We start from the raw sequence: 26,318 nt of genomic DNA, 5'->3' as shown, positions 1-26,318 counted from the left end.
GTGCGCGCTTCCTTCCAGGTCGCGTGCCTTGTGGTGTCTGCGTCACAGTAGTCTTTGAGTCGTTGCAGTCAGAATTAAAAAAGTTTTGACTAGCACAGCAGATCGCTTTAAACCTTTCACAAATGCGACATGGATTTGCGACATTTCGTCGTCAAATTTGTGAGCGTCTGTGTCGCTGTGTACAATGACCACCCTTTTGCCCCGCTAAGCCGGCGTACGTTCGGCGCGGAATGCAAGTGGTTGAATTGAAAAGAAATTTGCCTCGAAAAGAGGCAGCCTGGTGAGAAAGTGTCTATGAAAGCAGGTCTGTACCAACCAGATGAATTCAAGGATAACTGCGGTTTCGGCCTGATAGCCCATATGCAGGGCGAGCCCAGTCATACCCTTTTGCAAACGGCCATTGAGGCCCTGACCTGCATGACCCACCGCGGTGGGATTAATGCCGACGGCAAGACCGGTGACGGTTGCGGTCTGCTGATTCAAAAACCCGATGCCTTCCTGCGTGCCATTGCCCAGGAAACCTTCAGCGTCGAGCTGCCCAAGCAATATGCCGTGGGCATGGTCTTCTTCAACCAGGATCCGGCCAAGGCCGAAGCCGCTCGCGAGAACATGAACCGCGAGATCCTCGCTGAAGGCCTGCAACTGATCGGCTGGCGCAAAGTGCCGATCGACACCAGCGTCCTCGGCCGCCTGGCCCTTGAGCGCCTGCCGCAGATCGAGCAGGTGTACATCGGCGGTGAAGGCCTGAGCGATCAGGACATGGCGGTCAAGCTGTTCAGCGCCCGTCGTCGCTCGTCGGTGGCCAACGCCGCCGATACCGACCACTACATCTGCAGCTTTTCGCACAAGACCATCATCTATAAAGGCCTGATGATGCCGGCCGACCTGGCCGCGTTCTATCCGGACCTCGGTGATCAGCGTCTGCAAACCGCGATCTGCGTATTTCACCAGCGCTTTTCCACCAACACCCTGCCGAAATGGCCGCTGGCTCAGCCATTCCGCTTCCTCGCCCACAACGGCGAGATCAACACCATCACCGGCAACCGTAACTGGGCACAGGCCCGTCGGACCAAGTTCACCAACGATCTGATGGATCTGGAAGAACTCGGCCCGCTGGTCAACCGTGTCGGTTCTGACTCATCGAGCATGGACAACATGCTTGAACTGATGGTCACCGGCGGCATCGACCTGTTCCGTGGTGTGCGGATGATTATTCCGCCTGCGTGGCAGAACGTCGAAACCATGGACCCGGATCTGCGTGCGTTCTACGAGTACAACTCGATGCACATGGAACCGTGGGATGGCCCGGCCGGCGTGGTCATGACCGACGGTCGTTACGCGGTGTGCCTGCTTGACCGTAACGGTCTGCGTCCGGCGCGCTGGGTCACCACCACCAACGGTTTCATTACCGTTGCTTCGGAAATCGGCGTCTGGAACTACCAGCCGCAAGACGTGATCGCCAAGGGCCGTGTCGGTCCGGGCCAGATCCTCGCCGTGGACACCGAAACCGGGCAGATCCTCGACACCGACGCGATCGACAACCGTCTGAAGTCCCGTCATCCGTACAAGCAATGGCTGCGCAAGAATGCCCTGCGCATTCAGGCGACCATGGAAGACAACGACCACGGTTCGGCGTTCTACGACGTCGATCAGCTCAAGCAATACATGAAGATGTATCAGGTCACGTTCGAAGAGCGTGATCAGGTGCTGCGTCCGCTCGGCGAACAGGGCTACGAAGCCGTCGGTTCGATGGGCGATGACACGCCGATGGCCGTGCTGTCGCAGCGTGTACGCACGCCTTACGATTATTTCCGCCAGCAATTCGCGCAGGTCACCAACCCGCCGATCGACCCGCTGCGTGAAGCAATCGTGATGTCGCTGGAAATCTGCCTCGGTGCCGAGCGCAACATTTTCCAGGAGTCGCCGGAACACGCCTCGCGCGTGATCCTCAGCTCGCCGGTCATTTCCCCGGCCAAGTGGCGCTCGCTGATGAACCTCGACCGCCCGGGTTTCGAGCGGCAGATCATCGACCTCAACTACGACGAAAGCGTCGGCCTCGAAGCGGCGATCCGCAACGTCGCCGATCAGGCTGAAGAAGCCGTGCGTGCCGGTCGTACCCAGATCGTCCTCAGCGACCGCCATATCGCGCCGGGCAAACTGCCGATCCACGCATCCCTGGCGACCGGTGCAGTGCACCACCGCCTGACCGAAAAAGGCCTGCGCTGCGATTCCAACATCCTCGTGGAAACCGCGACCGCACGCGATCCGCATCACTTCGCGGTGCTGATCGGTTTCGGCGCCTCGGCGGTCTATCCGTTCCTGGCCTACGAAGTGCTGGGTGACCTGATCCGTACCGGTGAAGTGCTGGGCGACCTCTATGAGGTGTTCAAGAACTACCGTAAAGGCATCACCAAAGGCCTGCTGAAGATCCTGTCGAAGATGGGCATCTCGACCATCGCCTCCTATCGCGGTGCGCAGTTGTTCGAAGCCATCGGCCTGTCCGAAGAAGTCTGCGAGCTGAGCTTCCGTGGCGTGCCGAGCCGAATCAAGGGCGCGCGCTTCGTCGACATCGAAGCCGAGCAGAAAGCACTCGCCACCGAAGCCTGGAGTCCGCGCAAGCCGATCCAGCAGGGCGGTTTGCTGAAGTTCGTCCACGGTGGCGAATATCACGCCTACAACCCGGACGTGGTCAACACCCTGCAAGCCGCCGTGCAGCAGGGCGACTACGCCAAGTTCAAGGAATACACCTCGCTGGTGGACAACCGTCCGGTGTCGATGATCCGCGACCTGTTCAAGGTCAAGACTCTCGACACACCGCTGGACATCAGTGAAATCGAACCGCTGGAATCGGTGCTCAAGCGCTTCGACTCCGCCGGTATCTCGCTGGGCGCCTTGTCGCCGGAAGCTCACGAAGCCCTGGCCGAAGCCATGAACCGCCTCGGTGCGCGTTCCAACTCCGGTGAAGGTGGTGAAGATCCGGCGCGTTACGGCACCATCAAGAGCTCGAAAATCAAGCAGGTTGCGACTGGCCGCTTCGGCGTAACCCCGGAATACCTGGTCAACGCCGAAGTGCTGCAGATCAAGGTCGCCCAGGGCGCCAAGCCGGGCGAGGGCGGACAACTGCCGGGCGGTAAAGTGAACGGGCTGATCGCCAAGTTGCGTTACGCAGTACCGGGCGTGACCCTGATTTCGCCACCGCCGCACCACGACATCTATTCGATCGAAGACTTGTCGCAGCTGATTTTCGACCTGAAGCAGGTCAACCCGAAGGCACTGGTTTCGGTGAAGCTGGTGGCTGAAGCAGGCGTCGGCACCATCGCCGCCGGTGTAGCCAAGGCCTACGCGGACTTGATCACCATCTCCGGCTACGACGGTGGCACCGGTGCTTCGCCGCTGACTTCGATCAAATACGCGGGCGCACCGTGGGAACTCGGCCTCGCCGAAACCCACCAGACCCTGCGCGGCAACGACCTGCGCGGCAAAGTCCGGGTGCAGACCGACGGCGGCCTGAAAACCGGCCTCGACGTGATCAAGGCTGCAATCCTCGGCGCTGAAAGCTTCGGCTTCGGTACCGCGCCGATGATCGCGCTGGGCTGCAAATACCTGCGTATCTGCCACCTGAACAACTGCGCCACCGGCGTTGCGACGCAGAACGAGAAGCTGCGCAAGGATCACTACATCGGTACCGTCGACATGGTGGTGAATTTCTTCACCTACGTCGCCGAAGAAACCCGTGAGTGGCTGGCCAAACTCGGCGTGCGCTCCCTCGAAGAACTGATCGGTCGCACCGATCTGCTGGAAATCCTCGAGGGCCAGACCGCCAAGCAACACCACCTGGATCTGACCCCGCTGCTGGGTAGCGATCACATTCCGGCGGACAAGCCACAGTTCTGCGGCGTTGAGCGCAACCCGCCGTTCGACCAAGGCCTGCTGGCCGAGAAAATGGTCGAGATGGCTTCGCCGGCGATCAACGACATGAGCGGCGCCGAGTTCGATCTGGACATCTGCAACTGCGACCGTTCGATCGGCGCGCGGATCTCCGGCGAAATCGCCCGCAAGCACGGCAACCAGGGGATGGCGAAAGCGCCGATCACCTTCCGCTTCAAGGGCACTGCCGGTCAGAGCTTCGGCGTGTGGAACGCCGGCGGTCTGAACCTGTACCTGGAAGGCGACGCCAACGACTACGTCGGCAAAGGCATGACCGGTGGCAAGCTGACCATCGTGCCGCCGAAAGGCAGCGTTTATAAGACTCAGGAAAGCGCCATCATCGGCAACACCTGCCTGTACGGCGCCACGGGCGGCAAGCTGTTCGCCGCCGGCACTGCAGGTGAGCGTTTCGCCGTGCGTAACTCCGGTGCCCACACGGTTGTGGAAGGCACTGGCGATCACTGCTGCGAGTACATGACCGGTGGTTTCGTCTGCGTTCTGGGCAAGACCGGTTACAACTTCGGCTCTGGCATGACCGGTGGTTTCGCCTATGTGCTCGATCAGGACAACACCTTCGTTGACCGGGTCAACCACGAACTGGTGGAAATCCAGCGGATCAGCGGCGAGGCGATGGAAGCCTATCGCAGCCACCTGCAAAACGTGCTGAACGAGTACGTCGCGGAAACCGACAGCGAGTGGGGTCGTGAACTCGCCGAAAACCTCGATGACTACCTGCGCCGTTTCTGGCTGGTCAAACCGAAGGCGGCGAGTCTGAAATCTCTGCTCTCCAGTACTCGTGCGAGTCCGCAATAACGGCGCAGCTGCAAGCCACTGGCTTCAAGCGGCAAGCTGAAGCCAGTGCGCGCTGTAACGGACTAATGTGATTTTCTTGCAGCTTGAAGCTTGTAGCTTGGAGCTGTCGTGTAAGAGGTTTTGAAGATGGCCGAACGTCTCAGTAACGACTTTCAATTCATCGATGTCGGGCGCAAAGATCCGAAGAAGAAACTGTTGCGTCAACGCAAGAAAGAGTTCGTCGAAATCTACGAACCGTTCAAACCCCAGCAGTCGGCCGATCAGGCCCACCGCTGCCTGGGTTGCGGCAACCCGTATTGCGAATGGAAGTGCCCGGTGCACAACTTCATTCCGAACTGGCTGAAGCTGGTGGCCGAGGGCAACATCCTCCAGGCCGCCGAACTGTCGCACCAGACCAACACCCTGCCGGAAGTCTGCGGCAGGGTTTGTCCCCAGGATCGTCTGTGCGAGGGTGCCTGCACCCTCAACGACGGTTTCGGCGCCGTGACCATCGGTTCGGTCGAGAAGTACATCACTGACACCGCGTTTGCCATGGGCTGGCGCCCGGACATGTCCAAGGTCAAGCCAACCGGCAAGCGTGTCGCGATCATCGGTGCGGGCCCGGCGGGTCTGGGCTGTGCCGACGTGCTGGTACGCGGCGGCGTGACCCCGGTGGTGTTCGACAAGAACCCGGAAATCGGCGGTCTGCTGACGTTCGGTATCCCCGAGTTCAAGCTGGAAAAGACCGTGCTGAGCAATCGTCGCGAAGTCTTCACCGGCATGGGCATCGAGTTCCGCCTCAATACCGAGGTCGGCAAAGACGTGACCATGGAACAACTGCTCGCCGAATACGATGCGGTGTTCATGGGCATGGGCACCTACACCTACATGAAGGGTGGTTTTGCCGGTGAGGATCTGCCGGGCGTCTACGACGCGTTGGACTTCCTGATCGCCAACGTCAACCGTAACCTGGGCTTTGAAAAGTCGCCGGAAGATTTCGTCGACATGAAAGGCAAGAAGGTCGTGGTACTCGGCGGTGGTGACACCGCGATGGACTGCAACCGCACCTCGATTCGCCAGGGCGCCAAGTCGGTGACCTGCGCTTATCGTCGTGACGAAGCGAACATGCCCGGCTCGCGCAAAGAGGTGAAGAACGCCAAGGAAGAAGGCGTGAAATTTCTCTATAACCGCCAGCCGATCGCGATCGTCGGTGAAGACAAGGTTGAAGGCGTCAAAGTGGTCGAGACCCGTCTCGGCGAACCGGACGCCCGTGGCCGTCGCAGCCCTGAGCCGATCCCGGGTTCCGAAGAGATTATCCCGGCCGACGCCGTGGTCATCGCTTTCGGTTTCCGCCCGAGCCCGGCGCCGTGGTTCGAACAGTTCGAAATTCAGACCGACAGCCAGGGCCGCGTCGTCGCGCCTGAGCAAGGTCAGTACAAGCACCAGACCAGCAACCCGAAAATCTTCGCCGGTGGCGATATGGTGCGCGGTTCCGACCTGGTGGTGACGGCGATCTTCGAAGGCCGCAATGCCGCCGAAGGGATCCTCGATTACCTGGGCGTCTGATCCCGGCTCCTGAGCCAAACGCAATAAATCTGTGGGAGCGAGCCTGCTCGCGAAAGCGGTCTGTCAGCCAACTTAAATGTTGGATGTGCCGACCTCTTCGCGAGCGGGCTCGCTCCCACAGTTGTTTCTCGGTGTTGCTGATAGCGCATTGATCGTTCCCACGCTCTGCGTGGGAATGCAGCCGGGGACGCTCTGCGTCCCAAAAAGCTTGACGCAGAGCGTCACAGGAGGCGTTACCACGCAGAGCGTGGGAACGATCATTGCGCAATAAATTGACCCGATAGACAAAAGGCTGACCTGCATCCGTGCCTTTTGCGTCGCGCTCTGAGAAAATGCCCGCACTTTTTTTCCGGATGCCGACATGACTGCCCTGAAGAACGACCGTTTCCTCCGCGCCCTGCTCAAGCAACCCGTTGACGTCACCCCTGTGTGGATGATGCGCCAGGCCGGCCGCTACCTGCCGGAGTACCGCGCCAGCCGTGCCCACGCCGGTGATTTCATGAGCCTGTGCATGAATCCGGAGTTCGCCTGCGAAGTCACGTTGCAACCGCTCGACCGCTTTCCGCAACTGGATGCGGCGATCCTGTTTTCCGACATCCTCACCATCCCCGATGCCATGGGCCAGGGTTTGTACTTCGAGACCGGTGAAGGTCCGCGCTTCAAGAAAGTCGTCAGCACTCTGGCGGATATCGAAGCCTTGCCGATCCCTGATCCGCACAAGGATCTCGGTTACGTGATGGACGCGGTCAGCACCATCCGCCGCGAGCTGAACGGCCGCGTGCCGCTGATCGGCTTCTCTGGCAGCCCGTGGACCCTGGCGACTTACATGGTCGAAGGCGGCTCGTCGAAAGACTTCCGCAAAACCAAGGCGATGCTCTACGACAACCCGCAAGCCATGCACCTGCTGCTGGATAAACTGGCGCAGTCGGTGACCTCGTACCTCAACGGTCAGATCCAGGCCGGCGCACAAGCGGTGCAGATCTTCGATACCTGGGGCGGCAATCTGTCGGCCGCGGCGTACCAGGAATTCTCCCTGGCCTACATGAAGAAAATCGTCAGCGGCCTGATCCGCGAGCACGACGGTCGCAAGGTGCCGGTGATCCTGTTCACCAAAAACGGCGGCCTGTGGCTGGAAAGCATCGCCGAGGCTGGCGCCGACGCACTGGGCCTGGACTGGACCTGCGACATCGGCAACGCCCGCGCCCGTGTTGGTGACAAGGTTGCCCTGCAAGGCAACATGGACCCGACCGTGCTCTACGCCAAACCGGAAGCGATCCGCACTGAAGTGGGCCGTATTCTGGCCAGCTACGGCAAGGGCAGCGGGCATGTGTTCAACCTGGGTCACGGCATCACCCCTGAGGTTGATCCGGAGCACGCCGGTGCGTTCCTGCGTGCGGTGCATGAGTTGTCGGCGCAGTATCACGAGTGATCTTCGCCCGATAAAAAACGCCCGGCATATGCCGGGCGTTTTTGTTTCGATGATCCAAAGTCGGACGCGGATAAATTGTAGGAGTGAGCCTGCTCGCGATAGCGGTGAGTCAGTCGCCTAATATGTTGGCTGATACACCGCTATCGCGAGCAGGCTCACTCCTACATGGGATTCTTGTCAGGCTTTTACACCGCCCAGCGGCGGCAACTTCGCCAGCTTCAACGCAACCAGCAGCGCCACCAACAACAGTGCACCAATAAACAAGCCAATCCCGTTCCACCCGCCCAAATGCCAGAACACCCCACCCGCCGTCCCGGCAATGCTGGAGCCGGCGTAATAACTGAACAGGTACAACGACGACGCCTGCCCCTTGGCCTTGGTCGCCCGCCGGCCAATCCAGCTACTCGCCACCGAGTGCGCAGCGAAGAAGCCAAAAGTGAAGATCAGCATGCCGACGATCACCAGCAACAGCGGCGTAAACATCGTCAAGGCAAGGCCGGCAAACATCAGCGCAATGGTCGCCCACAATACTTTGCGTCGCCCCAGCTTGTCCGCCAGCGAACCGATCTTCGCCGAACTGTAGATACCTGACAGGTACACCACCGAGAGCAACCCGACGAACACCTGATCAAGGTTGTACGGCGCGGCGAGCAGGCGATAACCGATGTAGTTGAACAGCGTAACGAACGCGCCCATCAGCACGAACGCTTCGAGAAACAACAGCGGCAGACCGGCATCGCGAAAGTGCATGGTGAAGCCGTCGAGCAGGCTGCGCGGGTGCAGCGAGCGCGAGCGGAAGTTGCGCGACTCGGGAAGGATCTTGCAGAACACCGCTGCCGCAATCAGCGCCAGACCGCCGATCACCAGCATCGCCGTGTGCCAGCTGACGAAGTCGATCAGCACGCCGGTGATCAACCGCCCACTCATCCCGCCAATGGCGTTGCCGCCGATATAAAGCCCCATCGCCAGACCGATGTGCTGCGGGTGGATCTCTTCGCTCAGGTAGGTCATCGCCACTGCCGCCAGGCCGCTCAGCGACAGCCCGATCAGCGCACGCATGATCAGCACACCTTGCCAGCTCGGCATCATCGAACTGGCGATGGTGCACAGCGCTGCGGCGAACAGCGCCGCGACCATCACCGGTTTGCGTCCGATGCGGTCGGAAATCGGCCCGGTGATCAACAGGCCGATAGCGAGCATGCCGGTGGCCACCGAGAGGATCAGGCTGCTCTGCGCCGCGTTGATTCCGTACTCATGGGACAACAGCGGCATCATCGGCTGCACGCAGTAGAGCAGGGCAAACGTCGCGAATCCGCCGCTGAACAGCGCCAGCACCGTGCGCATGAACATCGGCGTGCCTTTTTCGATGTAGATCTCTTGCAGCTCGGCAACGACATCGTCCGCCGCGGCAGGCGGAACTTCATGGGCAAGAGGGGCGGCGGCGGTTTTCACATCAGACCTCGGAGGGCACGGCCAGGCAGGCAATGAAAAAATCATATAGCTGGCTAATGTTTCTATCCAATATATTGTTCGACCTGTTTGATAGCTTTAACGACCTAATGGGGTGTCCATGGAATTGCGTCATCTGCGCTACTTCATCGCCGTCGCCGAAGAACTGCATTTCGGCCGCGCCGCACAGGTGCTGGGGATCTCCCAGCCACCGCTGAGCCAGCAGATTCAGGCGCTGGAGCAAGAGGTCGGCGCGCGGTTATTTGAAAGAACTAATCGTCGGGTCGAACTGAGCGAGGCTGGCCGATTGTTTCTCGAAGAGGCGCGGCTGGTGCTGGCGCAAGTCGACAAAGCGGCAGATGTCGCCCGGCGTGCGCAACTCGGTGAGCTGGGTGAACTGAAGATCGGCTTCACCTCGTCGGCACCGTTCAACTCGACCATTCCCCAGGCGATCTTTGCCTTTCGCCAGCGTTTCCCGGCCGTGCACCTGAACCTTCGCGAGATGAGTAGCACGCAGGTTGCCGAGGGCCTGGTGGACGAGTCGATCGAGGTCGGCATCATGCGCCCGCTGGGCCTGCCGGATTCGCTGAGTGTGGTGGAGTTGATGCGTGAGCCGCTGGTCGCGGTACTCGGTTCCAAGCATCCGTTGGCGCAAGGCAGTGAAGAAGGGCTGTTCCTCTCGGCGCTGGCACTGGAGCCGTTCGTGTTCTTTCCGCGCAGTTACGGCAGCGGGCTGTATGCGCAATTGCTGAGTCTGGCGCGCGATGCCGGGTTCAGCCCGCACTTCGCTCAAGAAGCGGGGGAGGCGATGACCATCATCGGTCTGGTCGCAGCGGGGCTTGGAGTTTCGGTACTGCCGGCGTCTTATCAGCGGATGCGCATCGACGGCGTGGTCTATCGCCCGTTGCTCGATCCGGAAGCGGTGTCTGCGGTGTGGCTGGTGCAGCGCAAGGATCAGAAATCGCCGATGGCCAAGGCGTTTGTCGACCTGCTCACGCGCAAGGTTGAACCTTCAAAGGCGTGATTGTTGCGCAATCAAATTGCGAGCAGGCTCGCTCCCACAGGGGAACGCATTCCAAGGTGGGAGCGAGCCTGCTCGCGAAGGCGTCGGCCCAAACATCACAGATTTCAGGGCAACCGCACCAAATCCCCCTTCAACGCCACCCGCGTGACAAATATCCCCGCCCGGCACTCGTACGTATTCAAATCCTTGCGCACATGCTGGTCGTAGTAACTGACGATATTCATTACAGCATTCGCCCCGACCCGCTTGGCATCGGCCTGCAACTTGATCAGATTCGACTGCAACACCCACTCGCAGGAGTTGTGGTCACTCTTGTTGAAACCATTGGTCTTCAAATCACTGACCACCCCTCGGCGCAGCAACTGCTGCGTGCCCTGCGGCCCATTACCGAGCAGATAGAACTTCACACTGCCATCCAGCCGCCCGGCGCGAATCGCATCCGACAGCACAGTTTCGAAGGGCATGTACATGAGGTTGGTGGCGTGGCTGGCGCTGGGCAGTAGCGCGAAAAACGCAGCGGCGATCAGGGCTTTCACTTGCATGGTCATCTCCTTGACTGTGAAAGAGAACCGCGAGTGCTCGACCGACCGGGCTCGCCGTTCTGACAGGCGTATTGATGGCCTGCATGAGCGAGTGTAGATGCTGTGTGGCGAGTATTCAGCTTGTGGAGCCGTGTTCACCACATTTGCGGTTACGAACTGTTTTAGCGAGTGTTTGTTTTCTTGCGCAGAATCGATTTCTTTAAGTGAGTGCCATGGATGCCACTTCGATACCAGCCCAAGGAAGGTAGTGTTCTGATCTGCGACTTCAGAGGTTATGAAGTACCTGAGATGGTCAAGGTCAGACCCGTTGTCGTGATACGAAAACACAGAACCAACAGTATGTTGGTGACGGTCGTACCGCTCAGTACCACTGCACCGGATTGTTTACTTGATCACCATTTCGAACTCTCCAGCCATCTTCAAGGCGCCAGCCCGATCTGTTGGGCGAAGTGCGATATGGTGGCCACTGTCAGCCTTTCCCGACTGGACCGGATCAAAAGCAGAGATCGTGAAGGACGGCGCGTCTATTTGATCTCACACCTTGAAACAGAAGAGTTCTGCGCCGTTAAAGCCGCAGTCAGGCGGGCGCTTGGGCTGTAATGGCAACAGAAGTGGCGCAGTGAGGCCAAACGCCAGCCGTTGTCCTGATTGATGATTCGGGCAATACTGCGAGCGTTCCCGCAAGGGGCTTGTGAGACTCTGAGGATCCTGGGCGACCAGCCATCGCAGAGCCAGACAGGTGATCGGCGATGACAAGCCAACCTGTTTGTGAAAGGGCGCCAATTGGCGCCCTTTGTCGTTTCTACAATCCCATCAATCCACGTGCGCCAAGTCCCCGCGCAACGCCACGCTCGACACCACCAGCCCGGCACGGCACTGGAATTTTTCGGTGTCTTTGTACAAATCGCGCTGGTCGACGCTGGCGATGTTGATCACGGCGTTGGCGTCGGCTTTTTTCGCGGCGTTCTGCAGGGTAGCGAGGGCCGATTGCAGGGCCCAGAAGCAGGCGTCGGCGTCGGATTTATTTGCGCCGTTGGTTTTGCGGCTGCTGCTCACGGTGTCGAGTGTGCGCACCTGTTTGGGCAGGGTTTCGCCGGCCAGGTAGAACTTCACGCTGCCGTCCAGCAGGCCGGCGTCGGTGGCGCGTTTGACGCCTTCGCGAAAGCTCAGGTAGGTCGGCTCGTCGGCGCCTTGCTTGACGATGCCCAGGTCGTTGACGAACTCGATGTCCGGGTTGATCGACAGTTCCTTGAGCACGTTGTCACGCAGGCGGTTGACCCAGCGGTTGTAGTTGCCGTGGATCTTGCCGTCCTTGGCGTCCAGGCCATAGCTGCTGCGGTAGTCGATTTCGAACGAGGTCGGGCTGAACGGAATGTCGACTTCGGCGTGGTGGCGGCCGCGTACGGTGATCGCTGCCTTGATCATGCCCGGACGTACCGATTGCACGACCCATTGGCGGTCGTTGAGCGCGGTGACAATGGCGCGGCTCATCTGTTGCTGGGTGAAACCGAGGTTGGGCGAGAACTGTTCCTTGGCGTTGTAAACCGGTTTGCTGGTGCAACCGCCGAGCACCAAGGCCAGGGCCAGCAGGGCGGCGATGCGGTGAAACTGAGTCATTCCCTTCACTCCAAACGTATTGCGGTCAGTGCCAGCGGCGGAAAATCAACGAGGTGTTGACGCCACCAAAAGCGAAATTGTTGTTCATCACATACTCGTGATGCATCTGGCGGAATTCGCCGCGCAGGTAATCGAGTTTGCCGCAGTGCGGATCGACCTCGTTGAGGTTGAGCGTGTGCACGTACAGGTCACGGTTGAGCATTTCGATGCTGAACCACGACTCCAGCGCGCCGCAGGCCCCGAGCGTGTGGCCGAGGAAACTCTTCTGCGAGCTGATCGGCATACGTTCGCCGAACAAGCTGCTGGTTGCCAGTGTTTCGGCAATGTCGCCCTGTTCTGTAGCGGTGCCGTGACCATTTACGTAACCGATTGCATCCGGCGTGAGCCCGGCGTCTTCCAGCGCCAGCTCCATGGCGCGGCGCATGGTGATCTGTTCGGGGCGGGTGGTGTGTTGGCCGTCGGCGTTGCTGCCGAAGCCGACAATTTCCGCATGGATCCGCGCCCCGCGAGCCAGAGCGTGTTCCAGCTCTTCAAGCACCAGCATGCCGCCGCCTTCGCCGATCACCAGGCCGTCGCGGCCCTTGTCGTACGGGCGTGGACTGGTTTGCGGCGCGTCGTTTTTCAGGCTGGTGGCGTAGAGCGCGTCGAAGACCATCGCTTCGGTCGGGCACAGCTCTTCGGCGCCGCCGGCGAGCATCAGCGGCAGCCGTCCGAACTTGATCGCCTCATAGGCATAACCGATGCCCTGGCTGCCGCTGGTGCAGGCGCTGGACGTCGGGATCAGACGCCCGGTGAGGCCGAAGAAGATGCTGATGTTGGCGGCGGTGGTGTGCGGCATCATTCGCACGTAGGAGTTGGCGTTGAGGCCCTCGGCCACCGAATTGAGCAGCATGTTGCCGAATGCCTTGATCTCGTCGGTGCTGCCGGTGGATGAGCCGCAGGCCACGCCCATGCGCCCGTCCTTGATCATTGCGTCGCCAAGCAGGCCGGCGTCGGCCAGTGCCTGTTCTGCCGCACCTACGGCCAGCCGCGAGACCCGGCCCATGCTGCGCAGTTGCTTGCGGGTCCAGTGCGCCGGGACGACGAAGTCATCGATCGGCCCGGCCAGACGGGTGTTGAGTTCGCTGAAGCGGTCCCACTCGTCCATCCGGCGGATGCCGCTGCGGTTGGCCGCGAAGTTGCCGGCGATGGTCTGCCAGTCGCTGCCCAGCGAGGTGATGCCGGCCATGCCGGTGACGACGACGCGCTTCATCAGCACAGGCCTCCGTTGACCGCCAGGACCTGGCGGGTGATGTACGAGGCTTCCGCCGACATCAGGAAATTCACCGCACTGGCCACCTCTTCCGGGGTGCCCATGCGTTGTGCGGGGATCATTTTCATCAGTTCTTCCACCGGCACGTTTTCATCCAGCATCGCCGTGTCGATCAGGCCCGGTGCGACGCAGTTAACCGTGATTTTGCGCTTGCCCAGCTCGATCGCCAACGCTTTCGCGGCGCCGATCACGCCGGCCTTGGAGGCGCTGTAGTTGACTTGGCCACGGTTGCCGATCAACCCCGACACCGAGGTGATACAGACGATCCGACCAGCGGCGCGACGACGGATCATCGGCATCATCACCGGGTGCAGGACGTTGTAGAAACCGTCGAGGTTGGTGCGCAGCACCACGTCCCAATCGTCATCGCTCAGCGCCGGAAACGCACCGTCGCGGGTCAGTCCGGCGTTGAGCACCACGCCGTAATAGGCACCGTGGGTTTCGACGTCGGCTTCGAGGATGGTTTTGCAGGTTTCGCGGTCGGCGACGTCGAATTGCAGAATGCGTGCGTTGCGGCCCAGCGCTTCGATTTCGGCCTGAACGGCTTGCGCTTCAGTCAAGCCGCTGCGGCAATGCAGGACGATGTCATGTCCGGCCTGCGCCAGGCGCAAGGCGATGGCGCGGCCGATGCCACGGCTGGAGCCGGTGACCAGTACGGATTCAGTCATCGTTCGACTCCTTGTTTTGTTCAAGATATTGGCTGGGCTGGGGCGGGCGAAAGACATTCAACCGGGCGCTGGCCTCGATGCCGGGCCCGTGGATGTGACATTCGAACACGCCCATGCCGTTGTCGTCTTCCAGCGAGCGGATGCCGTGGATGGTCAGTTCGCAGCCGGCAGGGAAGGCCTCGACGTTGCACTCGAATTTACGTGTGCCGAGCAGGAAACCCAGCTCCACCGGGTTGCCCTTCTGCCGCGCGTGGCAACCGGCGAACGCGGCGACGCTTTGCGCCATCAGCTCAACGCCGACCCACGCCGGCAGGCTGCCATCGGGCAGGCTGAACAAGCCGTCGGGCTTGATCGTGAGGCGGGTATGGATCTGCTCATCGTCGAAACTGAGGATGCGATCGATCAGAATCATGTCGCCAGCGTGCGGCAGCAGTTCGGCGAGCGGCCAGTCGGTCATGGGGCGTCTCCGATAATCAGGCTGACGTTGTTGCCCCCGAAGGCAAACGAGTTGCTCATCAGGTAGCGCGGTGCAATGGACGACAGGCGTTCGTTCGCGGTCACCCAGTGCAGGGCTGGCAGGTCGGGATCGGGCTGTGTGTCCCAGACGTGCGGCGGCAAGGCCTGCTGCGGATTGTCGGCGCTCAGGCTCAGCCAGCAGAACGCCGCTTCCAGCGCACCTGCCGCGCCGAGGGTGTGACCGGTCATCGGCTTGGTCGACGAGCAGGCTACACCGTCCGGGAACAGCGTGGCGACCGCCAGGCTTTCCATCGCGTCGTTGTGCTGGGTCGCCGTGCCGTGCAGGTTCAGGTAACTGATTTGCGTAGCTTGCAGCTGTGCGCGGCTCAAGGCTTTGTGCATTGCTTGCAGGGCGCCGCGGCCGCTCGGCTCCGGGGCGGAAATGTGGTGCGCGTCGCAGCTGGCCCCGGCGCCGAGCAGGGCGATGGCCGGACCCTCGCCGCGCTGCTTGCTCATCAGGAACAACACCGCCGCTTCGCCGATGTTGATGCCGTTGCGGTTGGCCGAGAACGGATTGCAGCGCTCATCGGACACCGCCTCCAGTGCGCTGAAACCGTTGAGCGTCAGCTTGCACAGGCTGTCGACCCCGCCGCACAGCACGGCATCGCACAGACCCAGATCGAGCAGGCGCTGCGCGCTCATCAGCGCCCGGGCGCTGGAGGTGCAGGCGGTGGAGATCACGTAGGCCGGGCCGCTGACCTGTAGCCAGTCGGCAAGAAAATTCGCCGGTGCGCCGAGTTCCTGTTGCCGGTAGTCGTACTCGACGGGGAACTGTTGCTCGCGAAGGTAGTGCGCCAGACCACGGCTGGCTTCGTCGATGCCCGAGGTGCTGGTGCCGAGCACCACGCCGATGCGCTCGCGACCATACGTCTCGATTGCCCGGCCGATGTCAGCGCGAATCTGCAGCGCGGCTTCCAGCAGCAGTTGATTGTTGCGGCTGCTCTGGTCGGCCAGTTCGGCCGGAATCGCCGCCAGCTCACCGAGCACCGCCGCCACGGGCAACTCGCGCCCGGCGATCCAGCCGGACTCAAGGCGCATGCCCGAGCAGTCACCGGCAAACAGGTTGTGCGCGACTTGATGCTTGTCGCGGCCCAGCGCGCAAATCACGCCGAGGGCATTGAGGTAGGCGGTCATGGCGTCGGTTCACCGAGGGGAGAAACCCGATAGTGCGGGCCTTGGGGCAGGTTCAATTCGAAACTCAACGGTTGTGCATAACGGATCGCCCAGCGCGGCGGCAGCGAGCGTTGCTCACCGTGTTGCTGCGCGGCGGGATAGTTGCGCAGCAGCTCGCCGGTGGGGGTCAGGGCGAACAGCAGCGCGGCAAACAGCTCCCGGGCTTCCGGGTTCGGCGGCAGCAGCCCGTCGGCCTGCCAGCGACCGTCGATCAGTTGCTGACGCGCCTGGGGGATGCCCAGCGGGTCCATCATCGACCAGCGGATGCCTTGGCCTTCACGCTGGATCACCAGCAGCCAGTCCTGACGTTGCTCGGCTTGCTGGCGTTCGATGTGCAGTTGCAGCGGTAGCGGCAGCGTCGGATTGCTCGTGGGCAGCGGGGCCTGGCTGGCGCAGGCACTGAGCAGGGCAAATATCACCAACATCAGCCACGCCCCAAACCTTGTAGGAGTGAGCCTGCTCGCGATGACGGTGGCACATTCGAAAAACATGTCGGCTGACCCACCGCTTTCGCGAGCAGGCTCACTCCTACAGGTTATGTGTGGCATCAAAAAACACCTTCAAGCGGCTTGCGCGCCACGACATTCACCAACGTTTCCTCGCGCTCGCCAAACGGCTTCGGCCGGCGCAACCCAAACCGCTCCAGCAAGCCGAAATCCTTCGACCGGCTCCACCACAGATACGGGTACGAGACATTGCGCTGGGTGAACTCGAAGCCCTGCTGGCGAATCATCTCCAGGTACTGCGCGGCGCTCCTCTGCACATGCATCGGATGGCGGAACAGCCAGCGGATCACCCAAGTATCAATGTAGGCCTCGGTGGACTCGGCGAACAGCAGATAACCGCCCGGTTTGAGCACACGGTAGAACTCGGCGAGGGCCTTTTCCTGTTCGACCAGATGATGAAAGGTCTGGTGGCAGAACAGCAGGTCGACACTGGCGTCCGCCACGTTGAGCGTCGCGCAGTCGCTGCCGATCAGTTCGACGTCGACACCCTGGCGCGCCGCTTCCGCTGCACTCAACTCAAGGCTGTGTGGATCCGCATCGACGCCAATCAAACGCTGTGGGGCGAAGGTCTGGCGCAGATGCCGGAACGACTTGCCCTGGCCACAACCGGCATCCAGCAGCACCGGATTGGCCGGCAGCGACTCGCTGAACAGCCCGCGCAGGTCGTTGATCGCCACGCGCAGCACATGGTGCTGCCAGGTGTGGCTGCGCAGGAACCAGAAACCGAAGCGGGTTTCCTCGACGTAGCTGTCGCTCAAGTAATTCATGGGGCGTCCTTTGCACAGAGTTCGGAAATCATCTTCAACCGGCGGCGCGCTTCGCTGACGAACGGGTTGCGTTCATCCCAGGCGTAACCGGCGAGGATCGAGCAGATCATCCGGCGAATGTCCGCCTGGCTGTCTTGATAAAAAATCACGTCCTGAAAGGTGCCGGCGTACCAGCCCTCGACGTAGCAGCGGAAAGTATCGACCCCGCGTTTGAGCGGCTCGGCGAACTCGCGCTGCCAGTCGACGGTTTCGCCCTGCAACTGCCGGTGCAGGACGGCGGCGGCCATGCTCGCCGAGCGCATGGCGATGGTCACGCCGGAGGAGAACACCGGGTCGAGAAATTCCGCCGCATTGCCAAGCAGGGCAAAGCCCTGACCGTGCAGGGTTTTGACGTTGGCCGCATAACCGCCGAGGGTGCGCGCCGGGGTGTCCCACACGGCGTTGTTCAGCACGCCGGCGAGGCTCGGAGTCTCGGCGATGAAGCTGCGCAGGCAGGCATCCAGATCGCAGTCGCGACCCTTGAAGTGTTCGGCGGCGGCGACTACGCCCACCGAGCAGCGACCGTTGCTGAACGGGATGGTCCAGAACCAGATGTCGCGGTGCTCTGGATGGGTGGTGACGAGGATTTTCTCGCGGTCGAAGGCCGGGTTGTCGATGTGATCTTCGACGTGGGTGAACACCGCCTGGCGCAGCGGGAAGTTCGACGGTGCTTCCAGATCGAGCAGGCGCGACAACACGCGACCGTAACCGCTGGCGTCGAGCACGAAATCTGCTTCGATGCGGTACTCGCTGCCGTCTTCGCGCAGCACGTCGAGCTGCGGTTTGGCCCGCTCGAAATCAACGCGGACGATGGCGTCGCCATAACGGATCTCGACACCTTGCAGCGCCGCCTGATCAGCCAGCAGCTTATCGAAATCGGCGCGTTGCACCTGGAACGTGGTCGGCTTGCCACCGGTGAAGGTGTCGCCGAAGTCGAAGGCGCTGTAGCGCTCGCCCCAGGCGAATGCAGCACCGGTCTTGCGCTGGAAGCCGGCGGCGTTGACAGCGTCGAGCATGCCGGCCTCTTCGACGAAATCCAGGCAATGACACAGCAGGCTTTCGCCGATGGAAAAACGAGGGAAGTGCTGGCGCTCGATCACCAGCACGTCGTGGCCCTTGCGCGTGAGCAGTGCGGCGGCGATGGCGCCGGACGGGCCGGCACCGATGATCACGACCTGACGGGATTCCATTTCAACGATTGGCACGTGAGCTCCCGGGCGCGGTGGCGGTGTGTTTCAGAGGCGTGCGATGCAGGCCGATCAGGGCCGGCAACAACGTCGCGATCAGGCCCATCAGCATCAGCGCGAGGTACAGCGCCGGGCTGATCAGCTGTTGTTGCAGCAACAGGTTGAGAAAGACGATTTCGCTCAGGCCGCGGATGTTCAGCAGCACGCTTTCGCGCCAGCGGTTGGCACCTTCGAACGAGGTGCCGGCCCAGCCCAGGCCGAGCCAGTTGCCGAGCAGTTTACTGGCAATCGGCAATAGCAGCAGCGCCATCCATTGCACCGTGCCAAGGCTGGCGAGGGCGCTGTGCACGTCAATCTGCACGATGCCGAACGTGAGGATCAGCGGGATCGCGATCCACGTCTGCAAGCGGCTCATCCACCGCGCCGGCAATGGCAACACCAGCGGCACCTTCAGCAGCGCCATGCACAACAGGTAGCCGATGCCGAAAATCAATGCGTTGAGTTTGTAGTGCTCGGCGAGCACCAGCAGCGCGAAGAAGCCGAGGCTGTAGGTCAGCGGGCGACGCACGCGCAACAGATGCAGCAGCACCGGCACGCAGGCCAACCCGAGCGGCAGCAACAGGCTGCTCAAATGCAGACTGCCCTGAGCGAGACCGAACAGCGTCCAGCAGGTCAGGTCGATCAGGATCGCCGTCTGCACCAGACGCCGGGTGGCAGCGGGCGGGTAGTCGATGTGGCGCAAATACAGGTACAGCACCGGGATCGCCGTGATCGCGAACACCAGGCCGATCGCCAGCGAGTTCAGCCACGGTTGCGCCGGCAGCAGCCAGGTGGCGGCTGCCAGACCACAGGCGAACGGCACGGCAAAACTCGGTACGGCGATTTTCACGCTCTGGCGGTCGAGACGCAGATCGATCACATCGCTGAGGATGTGCCCGAGCAACAACGCGAAGCTCAGGCTGTAGAGGTCTTTCAGCCACCCCGGCGCAATCAGTTCGGCGCCGCTGAGTTGCCAGCCCGGTTCGATCCAGAAGTACATCAGCAGCGGCAAGCCGAAGCTTGCCAGCAGCAACTGGCTGACGATCGGGATCAGGCCAAAATACCTTCCGACGCGGGTCGCTACGGCGAACAATGCCAGCGCCATCAGCCAGAAGCCGACGACCATCACGCTGCCGGTTCCGCGACGGTGGCGCTGTGGGCGTGACGTCCGGCCCACGGTGCGAGGATGAAGCTGAAGGCCAGCCCGAGGCTCACCGCCAGGCCGAAGTTGCTCACCGCCGGCGTGCTGGACACCGCCAGCAGACCGAATGACAGCCACGTCGTCAGCGCCGCCAGCAAGGTGCCCAGCAGGCTGACAGCGGCACCGCCGACCTGCTCGCGCATAAGGATCGCGTAATCGACACTGATCGCCGTCACCAGTAGCAGGCCGAACAGGCTGAACAGGGTCAGCGGCTGGCCGAGCCAGCCGAGGCTGGCGAGGCTGCACAGTGCCGCCAGCAGCGGCAGGGCGACGATGCGCAGTGCGCCACCGAAGCCGAACGGCACGATCAGTACCAGCACGATCAACACGCAGGAGGCGAGTTTCAGTTCGGCGGCGCTGATCTGGGTGGCGGCGAACACCGCGTTCAACTCGCCGAGCCGATCGACCAGCATCACCCCCGGCAGGTCCAGCGCCTGCACTCGCAGCAGCGACGGATTGTTCAGGCCTTGCAGGCTGGTCATCGCCGCCACGCCGTCAGCGGTCGGGCCGAGCCATAGCGTGCGGTAAGGCTCGCCCAAGGGGCCGGCCAGCGCGGCATCGATGTCCTCGGCGGGCAGGTTTTGCAACTGTTGCAGTTCGCTTTGCAGCGCGGCGAGCGGTACACCGAGGTCGAGCAATGGCTGCCAGAATTGCGGCAGTTTGCTCAGTGCCTCGCGAACCTGCTGTTGCTGGCTCGGCGGGCTGAGCAGTTGATCGAGGGCCAGATAGCCTTGCAGTTTTTCGAGGTTGACCAGTTGTTGCAGGCGCTCGCTCAACGCGGCCTGACGCTCCAGTAATTGCTGCTGATTGGCCCCGCGCACCAGGAAGAACTGGCTGGTCGGCTGATAGCCGGTGATGCGCGCGATGGTCTGCGCTTCATCGGTCAGACGTTGTGGCGCACCGACCCACTGGCGGATGTCGTTCTTGCTTTGCAACTGCACCAGACCGCCGGCGCAGAACGCGATCAACAGCGCCAGCAGCACCGGCGTGCGCACGTGTTCGAGCAGGGTTTCGCGCAGCGTCACCAAGCGTTCGGCCAGGCGTAGCGGCCATTGCGCCGGAAACAGCTCAACGTTTTTCAGCAGGGCCGGCAACAGGCACACCGCCGACAGGTAGGCGCCGAGCAAGCCGGCGGCGGAGAACACCGCGATCTGCGTCAGGGCCGGGAAGGGCGTCCAGGCCAGCGCCAGATAACCGATGGCGCTGGTGATCAGGCTCAAGGTCAGCCCGGAGAGCGTCAGGCGCAAGGCCGGCCAACTGCGCCACGGCTTGAGGCTCCAGCTTTTCGACAGATAGTGCAGTGGGTAATCCACCGCCACGCCGATCAGGCTGGAACCAAGCACCAGCGTCATCACATGCATGTGGCCGAACAGCGCCACACAGGCCACCGCGCCGAACAGCATGCCCACCAGCACCGGCACGAACGCCAGCAATACCCGCCAGCGGCGAAACGCCAACAGCAGCAACAGCAAAATGCCGAGGGTGGCACCGCCGCCGACCCAGGTCATTTCGCGGGTGGCTTGTTGCTGACCGTTGGCGGCGTAGAGCAGGCCGCTGGCGGCCAGCAGTTGCACGTCGGCTTTCGCCGCCTGCTCGCGACTGTGCTGGAGCAAGTCTGCGACTTTCAGCGGCAGGTTCATGTCGAAGGCATTGCCGGTGGTGCGCGCGCGCAGCAGCACCCAGCTTTTGCCGTCGGCATCGGCGACCAGTGCGCCGCTGCCAATGTCCAGTTGCACCGCGCCGTGCTTCGGCTGGCTGTTCTGGATGCGTCCGGTGAGGCCCAGCCAGTCGTCCTGGCTCGGCACCAGAGTGAAGCCGTTGAACGGGTCGAACAGTGCCTGCACCCGTTGCTGAATAAACGCGTCAGGGTGCTCGCTCAGCAGTTGCCGGTCATCCGCCGAGAGCATCGCCAATCGTCCTTGCAGCAATTGCGTGCGCAGGGCCGGAAGGTCGGCTTGCAGATTCCACTGAACCTTTTCGAACAGGCCGCTGGCCTGCCATTGCTCGCCCAAGGTTTGCGCCATGGCCACGGCTTGTTGACGATCGGCATGGCCGACCAGCACCAGCATTTCCCGATTGAGCGGTTCCTGCATGCGCTGTTCGGCGCGCAGTTCGAGTGCATCAGGGTTGGTGCCGGGCACCAGTTCCATGAGGTTGGCCGACAGCGGTGCACCGTCACGCCACTGCCAACCGGCCAGCGCGACGACCGCCAGCAGCAGGATCAGGAACAGCCACGGCAGCCTGCGTTCACTCGGCAAAGTCATGCTGCTCCGTGTCGCTCAACGGCTGCTGTGCCGTGCTGTCCTGCATGCGCAGCACAGTGCTGTCGCCCTGGGTTTCCAGCAGTTCGATGGTCTGCACCAGCTCACCGCCGTCGATGTTGATCCGGTTGAACACTTGCTTGAGCAGCACCGAACGCGGGGTCAGGGTCAGTTTCCATTGTTGCGCATCGCCGCTCAGGGCCAGTTCGAAATCCCGTTGCAGGCCGCTGCTGTCACCTTGCAGCACGGCAAGAAACAAGCGGTTCTGCTCGGCTCCGGCGCTCTTGTTCGGCAGCAACTGCCAGCCGGTGCTGTCACGACGGGCAATGCCGTTGGCGGTGATGCGGTAGTCCTGTTGCAGCGGGGTCTTGAGCAGCCAGAGCAGGCCGTGATTTTTCGCCAGGACGAAGCTGCCCTTGCTCAGCAGCGGCTGGGGCAGGGCACGCAGGTGTTTTTCCTGGATGAACTGGCCGTGGATCACGTCCGGTTTCGCCAGTTGTTCGCTCAGCTGTTGCAGGTCGAAGGCGTTGGCCAGGCTGGATACAGCGAGCAGCGCCATCGCGCCAAGGCATTTGCAGAACAGGTTCATCGCAGCATCCTTTCCACCGCATCGGTGAACACTTTGGGTGAGGCCAGTTGCATCTCGCGGCTGCTGATCTCGACCGCCACTTGCACCGAGCTGGCGCGAGTCAGGCGTTCGCCGCTCTGCAGGTCAGTGATCAGATAATTGATCTTCAACCGGTTCTCCCACTCCACCAGACTGGCGCGCACGTTCAAGCGTTGGCCGAACACCGCGCTACGCACGTACCGCAGTTGCAGGTCGATGATCGGCCACGCATAGCCGGACTCGGACATCTGCGTGTAGTTGTGGCCGATCTGGTCGAGCAGCGCGCAACGCGCGACTTCCAGGTATTTGACGTAGTGCCCGTGCCAGACCACATGCATTGTGTCGACGTCGAAGAACGGCACGAGGATTTCCGTGTCGGCGTGCAGCACTCCGGCGCTACGCATGCAGCCTCCAGTGTTGCTCGGCGATACGTTGCAGGCACAGGCGCAGTTCGCCTTCCAGTGCCCGGTCTTCGATGACTGGCGGGAAGTCCTTGGCCAGCTCTTCGTGCATGGCGGCCAGCGAAGGCGGCAGCGCACGCGCGTCTTCATCGCGACCCCGCAACCAGACGCCCTGATTGGCCGCGAGCAACGTGGCGGCAGCAACCTGTTCGGTCAGCTCCAGCACGCGGATCGCATCGCGGGCGGCGATGGTGCCCATGCTCACCTTGTCCTGGTTGTGGCATTCGGTCGAGCGTGAGAACACGCTGGCGGGCATGGTGTTTTTCAATGCTTCGGCGGTCCAGGCGCTGGTGCCGATCTGCACGGCCTTGAAGCCGTGGTTGATCATCGCGCGATCCGCCGGGGCACCGGACAGGTTGCTCGGCAAACCGTGGTTGTAGCGCTCGTCGACCAGCAGCGCGAGTTGCCGGTCGAGCAGGTCGGCGACGTTGGCCACGAGGTTTTTCAGGCTGTCCATGGCGAACGCGATGTGGCCGCCGTAGAAGTGTCCGCCGTGCAGCACGCGCTCGGCTTCGGCGTCGATGATCGGGTTGTCATTGGCGCTGTTGAGTTCGGTTTCGATGAACGAGCGCAGCCAGTTCAGGCTGTCGGCCAGCACACCGAGCACGTGCGGGGCACAACGCAGCGAGTAGCGATCCTGTAGGCGATGCAGCGGTGCGGTCGGGGCGTCGATCGCCAGATCCTTGCGCAGCCACGCGGCGACTTGCATCTGCCCCGGGTGCGGTTTGGCAGCGAACAGGCGCTCGTCGAAGTGTTCCGGATTGCCTTGTAGCGCGACCACGTTGAGCGCGGTGATGCGTGTGGCCAGTTGCAGCAGATAGTCGGCCCGAGCGTAGGCGAGGCAGGCGAGGCCGGTCATTACCGCCGTGCCGTTCATCAAGGCCAGCGCTTCTTTCGGGCGCAGCACCAGCGGCGTCCAGCCGAGTTCGCGATGCACGTCGGCCGCTTGCCGGCGTTCGCCGCGGAACATCACTTCGCGCTCGCCCGACAGGGTCGCGGCGACGTAGGACAGCGGCGTCAGATCGCCGCTGGCGCCGACCGAGCCTTCTTCGGGGATCAGCGGCAGGATGTCGTGTTCGAGGAACGCGTGCAGGCGCTCCAGCAGTTCAATGCGCACCCCGGACACGCCGTGGCACAGCGACTGCAAACGCGCGGCCAGCACGGCGCGGGTGGCCTGGGCGTCGAGCAGTTTGCCCAGTCCGCAACCGTGGAAGGTGTACAGATGACGCGGCAGCGCCTCGACGTGATGCAGCGGCACCGCGACCACGCAGGAGTCGCCGTAACCGGTGGTCACGCCATAGATCACGCCTTCCTTGTCCAGCAGCGAGTCGAGAAACCGCGCGCCCTTGGCGATGCGCTCGCGGTAATCGGCGTCGCTCTGCAACTGCACGGGCGCCTGACGGTTGGCCAGGGCCAGCACGTCTTCGATGCGCAAAGGGCGTTCGCCGAAGGTTACCGGCTCATGGGTTGGCGTCGTCATCGGTCTTCCAGAAAGGGTAAAAGTTGAACCATTGGTGCGGGGCTTCGAGGCAATAGTGACTCAGACGCTGCGCATAGCGGGTGGCCCACTGATGAATGACCTGCTCGCGCTCGCGGCGTGTCCACACCACGCTGTCGGCGAACGGTTCGAGGGTCAGGCGATAGTGACCGTCCGGTTGCTTCAGGCACATCAGCAGATTGACCGGGCATTTCAGCAAACCGGCCAGCAGCCACGGCCCCTGCGGGAACGGTGCCGGGTGGCCGAGAAAGTCGACGGTGACGCTGCGCCCTCCGTGCAGTGGCACGCGGTCGCCGGCAATCGCCAGCCACTCGCCGCGTTCCAGGCGTTCGTGCAGTTGCAACATGATCACCGGGTCCAGTTCGCTGACCTGAATCAGGCGCAGATTGGTCGCCCCGGCCTCGCCCAGCAGACGGTTGAACTGCTCGGCATGCTTGGTGTGCACCAGCACGTTCATGGTGACCTTTTCACCGATCTCCGCCAGCGCTCGACAGACTTCAAGGTTGCCCAGGTGCGCGCCGACCAGCAGTTGCCCGCGACTGCCACGCAACTGATTGCGCAGGAGTGCCGGGTCGATGATTTCGATCTGCTCGATGCGGATCTTGCCGTTCCATACGTCGAGCTTGTCGAGCAGCGAATCGGCGAACGCCATGAATTGAGCGAACACCCGCCAGAGGCTTGGGCGCAGATCGACGCGCTGGCTCCAGTCGGCCAGACGTTGCTGGTATTGCCAGGCACTGCGCCGAGCAGTGCGGCCGAACAGGAAAAAATACAGGACGATGCCGTACAGCAACGGACTGAGCAGGCGCCGGCCAAGAACCTTGGCGGCGAATGCGGTGAATTTCATCAGCAGGAAACTGCCGCGTTCTTCGCGGTCGGCCCAGTGCTTCTTGTCGGTCTCGACGCTCATGTTCGCCACCGGCGCCAGAGGATCAGCGGCAGGGGCAGCAGCATGCCGAAGAACAACCGGGTGTGCATGCTGGAAATCAGCGCGTTGTCATGGAACAGACGGAAGTGCGACACGCCGTCCAGCGGGTAATGCACGCTGGTTTGCCGCCAGCGCATCGGCTGATTGCGCCACGACAGGCGCACCAGAATGTCCGAGTCGAAATCCATGCGCTTGCCGACCCGAGCCGAGTCGATCAGCGCCAGGGTCGGCGCCAGCGGATACACGCGAAAGCCGCACATCGAATCGCGGATCTGCAGCGACAGCGTGTTGATCCAGACCATCACGTGGGTCAGGTAGCGCGCATACAGACGACCCTTGGGCACGCTGTCGTCGAACAGTGGATAACCGCAGATCAACGCGTCCGGATGGGCGCGGGATTCTTCGACGAAGCGGGCGACGTCGTGCAAGTCGTGCTGGCCATCGGCGTCGACCTGCAAGGCATGGCTGAACCCCAGGCGCGCCGCTTCACGCAGGCCGGTCATCACCGCACCGCCCTTGCCCTGATTGAGGGTCAGGCGCACCAAGTGCACGTTATCGCGCTCGGCCAGCGCATCCAGCACCTTCGCGCAGGAGGGTGTGCTGGCATCGTCTACCAGAATGCACGGCAGGTTTTGGGTGAGCAGGGCATCGACCACGGTAGTGATCGCGGTTTCGTGGTTGTAGACCGGAATCACGGCGCAAGGGTTATGCATACCGATTCTCCACAGGAAGACTGCAGTGACTGCTTCGCGAGCAGGCTCGCTCCCACATGAGATCGCGGTTCCTGTGGGAGTGAGCCTGCTCGCGAT

22 protein-coding genes are annotated in these 26,318 nt (G+C 62.1%); 5 read left to right on the top strand and 17 right to left on the bottom strand.

The window, feature by feature from the left end:
- Positions 1-294 precede the first annotated feature (294 nt).
- The 3 genes from gltB (at position 295) to hemE (ending at position 7,714) form a co-directional block, all read left to right on the top strand.
- Positions 295-4,740 (top strand): glutamate synthase large subunit, encoded by a 4,446-nt coding sequence (gene gltB, locus PseAD21_RS10490; RefSeq protein ID WP_102355611.1) that lies wholly within the window; start codon positions 295-297, stop codon positions 4,738-4,740.
- A gap of 126 nt (positions 4,741-4,866) precedes the next feature.
- A complete protein-coding gene (locus PseAD21_RS10485; protein WP_039757038.1) occupies positions 4,867-6,285 on the top strand; it encodes an FAD-dependent oxidoreductase in 1,419 nt (472 codons plus the stop codon).
- A 361-nt stretch (positions 6,286-6,646) separates the two neighbouring features.
- A complete protein-coding gene (gene hemE, locus PseAD21_RS10480) occupies positions 6,647-7,714 on the top strand; it encodes a uroporphyrinogen decarboxylase (RefSeq protein ID WP_102355610.1) in 1,068 nt (355 codons plus the stop codon).
- A 177-nt stretch (positions 7,715-7,891) separates the two neighbouring features.
- Here the strand turns inward: hemE and PseAD21_RS10475 are convergent, their stop codons facing one another.
- Positions 7,892-9,166, bottom strand: a complete 1,275-nt coding sequence (locus tag PseAD21_RS10475; protein WP_102355609.1) for an MFS transporter — start codon at positions 9,164-9,166, stop codon at positions 7,892-7,894.
- Positions 9,167-9,284: 118 nt separating this feature from the next.
- Here PseAD21_RS10475 and PseAD21_RS10470 point away from each other — a divergent pair, with 118 nt between their 5' ends.
- Positions 9,285-10,187, top strand: a complete 903-nt coding sequence (locus PseAD21_RS10470) for a LysR family transcriptional regulator (protein ID WP_099757784.1) — start codon at positions 9,285-9,287, stop codon at positions 10,185-10,187.
- Positions 10,188-10,291: 104 nt separating this feature from the next.
- On the opposite strand, the gene PseAD21_RS10465 is transcribed toward PseAD21_RS10470, so the two are convergent.
- Positions 10,292-10,729 (bottom strand): excinuclease, encoded by a 438-nt coding sequence (locus tag PseAD21_RS10465; RefSeq protein ID WP_102355608.1) that lies wholly within the window; start codon positions 10,727-10,729, stop codon positions 10,292-10,294.
- 216 nt (positions 10,730-10,945) lie between these two features.
- Between PseAD21_RS10465 and PseAD21_RS10460 the strand changes: the two genes are divergently transcribed.
- The gene (locus PseAD21_RS10460) at positions 10,946-11,329 is read left to right on the top strand and encodes a type II toxin-antitoxin system PemK/MazF family toxin (RefSeq protein WP_042704943.1); all 384 of its coding nucleotides are present in this window, start codon (positions 10,946-10,948) and stop codon (positions 11,327-11,329) included.
- 213 nt (positions 11,330-11,542) lie between these two features.
- On the opposite strand, the gene PseAD21_RS10455 is transcribed toward PseAD21_RS10460, so the two are convergent.
- From PseAD21_RS10455 to PseAD21_RS10385, 15 genes are read right to left on the bottom strand one after another with little or no spacing between them, the layout of a single operon-like run.
- Positions 11,543-12,346 (bottom strand): hypothetical protein, encoded by an 804-nt coding sequence (locus PseAD21_RS10455; protein WP_102355607.1) that lies wholly within the window; start codon positions 12,344-12,346, stop codon positions 11,543-11,545.
- Between the two features lie 25 nt (positions 12,347-12,371).
- Positions 12,372-13,598, bottom strand: a complete 1,227-nt coding sequence (locus PseAD21_RS10450; protein ID WP_102355606.1) for a beta-ketoacyl-ACP synthase — start codon at positions 13,596-13,598, stop codon at positions 12,372-12,374.
- Entirely contained in the window at positions 13,598-14,326 is a 729-nt protein-coding gene (gene fabG, locus PseAD21_RS10445; RefSeq protein ID WP_102355605.1) for a 3-oxoacyl-ACP reductase FabG, read from the bottom strand. The genes PseAD21_RS10450 and fabG overlap by 1 nt, the downstream gene beginning before the upstream one ends.
- Entirely contained in the window at positions 14,319-14,783 is a 465-nt protein-coding gene (locus PseAD21_RS10440; RefSeq protein WP_102355604.1) for a hotdog family protein, read from the bottom strand. The genes fabG and PseAD21_RS10440 overlap by 8 nt, the downstream gene beginning before the upstream one ends.
- Positions 14,780-15,976, bottom strand: coding sequence for a beta-ketoacyl-[acyl-carrier-protein] synthase family protein (locus tag PseAD21_RS10435; RefSeq protein ID WP_102355603.1), 1,197 nt, complete (start codon positions 15,974-15,976; stop codon positions 14,780-14,782). Before PseAD21_RS10435 ends, PseAD21_RS10440 begins: the two co-directional genes overlap by 4 nt.
- Positions 15,973-16,563 carry a hypothetical protein gene (locus PseAD21_RS10430; RefSeq protein WP_178082118.1) on the bottom strand — a complete coding sequence of 197 codons (591 nt, stop codon included), beginning with the start codon at positions 16,561-16,563 and terminating at the stop codon, positions 15,973-15,975. The genes PseAD21_RS10435 and PseAD21_RS10430 overlap by 4 nt, the downstream gene beginning before the upstream one ends.
- Positions 16,563-17,288, bottom strand: coding sequence for a class I SAM-dependent methyltransferase (locus tag PseAD21_RS10425; RefSeq protein WP_102355601.1), 726 nt, complete (start codon positions 17,286-17,288; stop codon positions 16,563-16,565). The genes PseAD21_RS10430 and PseAD21_RS10425 overlap by 1 nt, the downstream gene beginning before the upstream one ends.
- Positions 17,285-18,532, bottom strand: a complete 1,248-nt coding sequence (locus PseAD21_RS10420) for an NAD(P)/FAD-dependent oxidoreductase (protein WP_102355600.1) — start codon at positions 18,530-18,532, stop codon at positions 17,285-17,287. The genes PseAD21_RS10425 and PseAD21_RS10420 overlap by 4 nt, the downstream gene beginning before the upstream one ends.
- A complete protein-coding gene (locus tag PseAD21_RS10415) occupies positions 18,519-19,682 on the bottom strand; it encodes a sodium:proton antiporter (protein ID WP_102355599.1) in 1,164 nt (387 codons plus the stop codon). Before PseAD21_RS10415 ends, PseAD21_RS10420 begins: the two co-directional genes overlap by 14 nt.
- Positions 19,679-22,018 carry an MMPL family transporter gene (locus PseAD21_RS10410; RefSeq protein WP_102355598.1) on the bottom strand — a complete coding sequence of 780 codons (2,340 nt, stop codon included), beginning with the start codon at positions 22,016-22,018 and terminating at the stop codon, positions 19,679-19,681. The genes PseAD21_RS10415 and PseAD21_RS10410 overlap by 4 nt, the downstream gene beginning before the upstream one ends.
- Positions 22,002-22,604, bottom strand: a complete 603-nt coding sequence (locus PseAD21_RS10405; protein ID WP_102355597.1) for an outer membrane lipoprotein carrier protein LolA — start codon at positions 22,602-22,604, stop codon at positions 22,002-22,004. The genes PseAD21_RS10410 and PseAD21_RS10405 overlap by 17 nt, the downstream gene beginning before the upstream one ends.
- A complete protein-coding gene (locus PseAD21_RS10400) occupies positions 22,601-23,026 on the bottom strand; it encodes a thioesterase family protein (RefSeq protein WP_102355596.1) in 426 nt (141 codons plus the stop codon). The genes PseAD21_RS10405 and PseAD21_RS10400 overlap by 4 nt, the downstream gene beginning before the upstream one ends.
- The gene (gene hutH / locus PseAD21_RS10395; protein ID WP_102355595.1) at positions 23,019-24,563 is read right to left on the bottom strand and encodes a histidine ammonia-lyase; all 1,545 of its coding nucleotides are present in this window, start codon (positions 24,561-24,563) and stop codon (positions 23,019-23,021) included. Before hutH ends, PseAD21_RS10400 begins: the two co-directional genes overlap by 8 nt.
- A complete protein-coding gene (locus tag PseAD21_RS10390; protein ID WP_102355594.1) occupies positions 24,544-25,491 on the bottom strand; it encodes a glycosyl transferase in 948 nt (315 codons plus the stop codon). The genes hutH and PseAD21_RS10390 overlap by 20 nt, the downstream gene beginning before the upstream one ends.
- A complete protein-coding gene (locus PseAD21_RS10385) occupies positions 25,488-26,222 on the bottom strand; it encodes a glycosyltransferase family 2 protein (protein WP_102355593.1) in 735 nt (244 codons plus the stop codon). The genes PseAD21_RS10390 and PseAD21_RS10385 overlap by 4 nt, the downstream gene beginning before the upstream one ends.
- Positions 26,223-26,318 lie beyond the last annotated feature (96 nt).

This window comes from Pseudomonas sp. AD21, assembly GCF_002878485.1.
Taxonomy (GTDB): Bacteria; Pseudomonadota; Gammaproteobacteria; order Pseudomonadales; family Pseudomonadaceae; genus Aquipseudomonas.
This window is presented reverse-complemented; position numbering and strand designations above follow the sequence as displayed.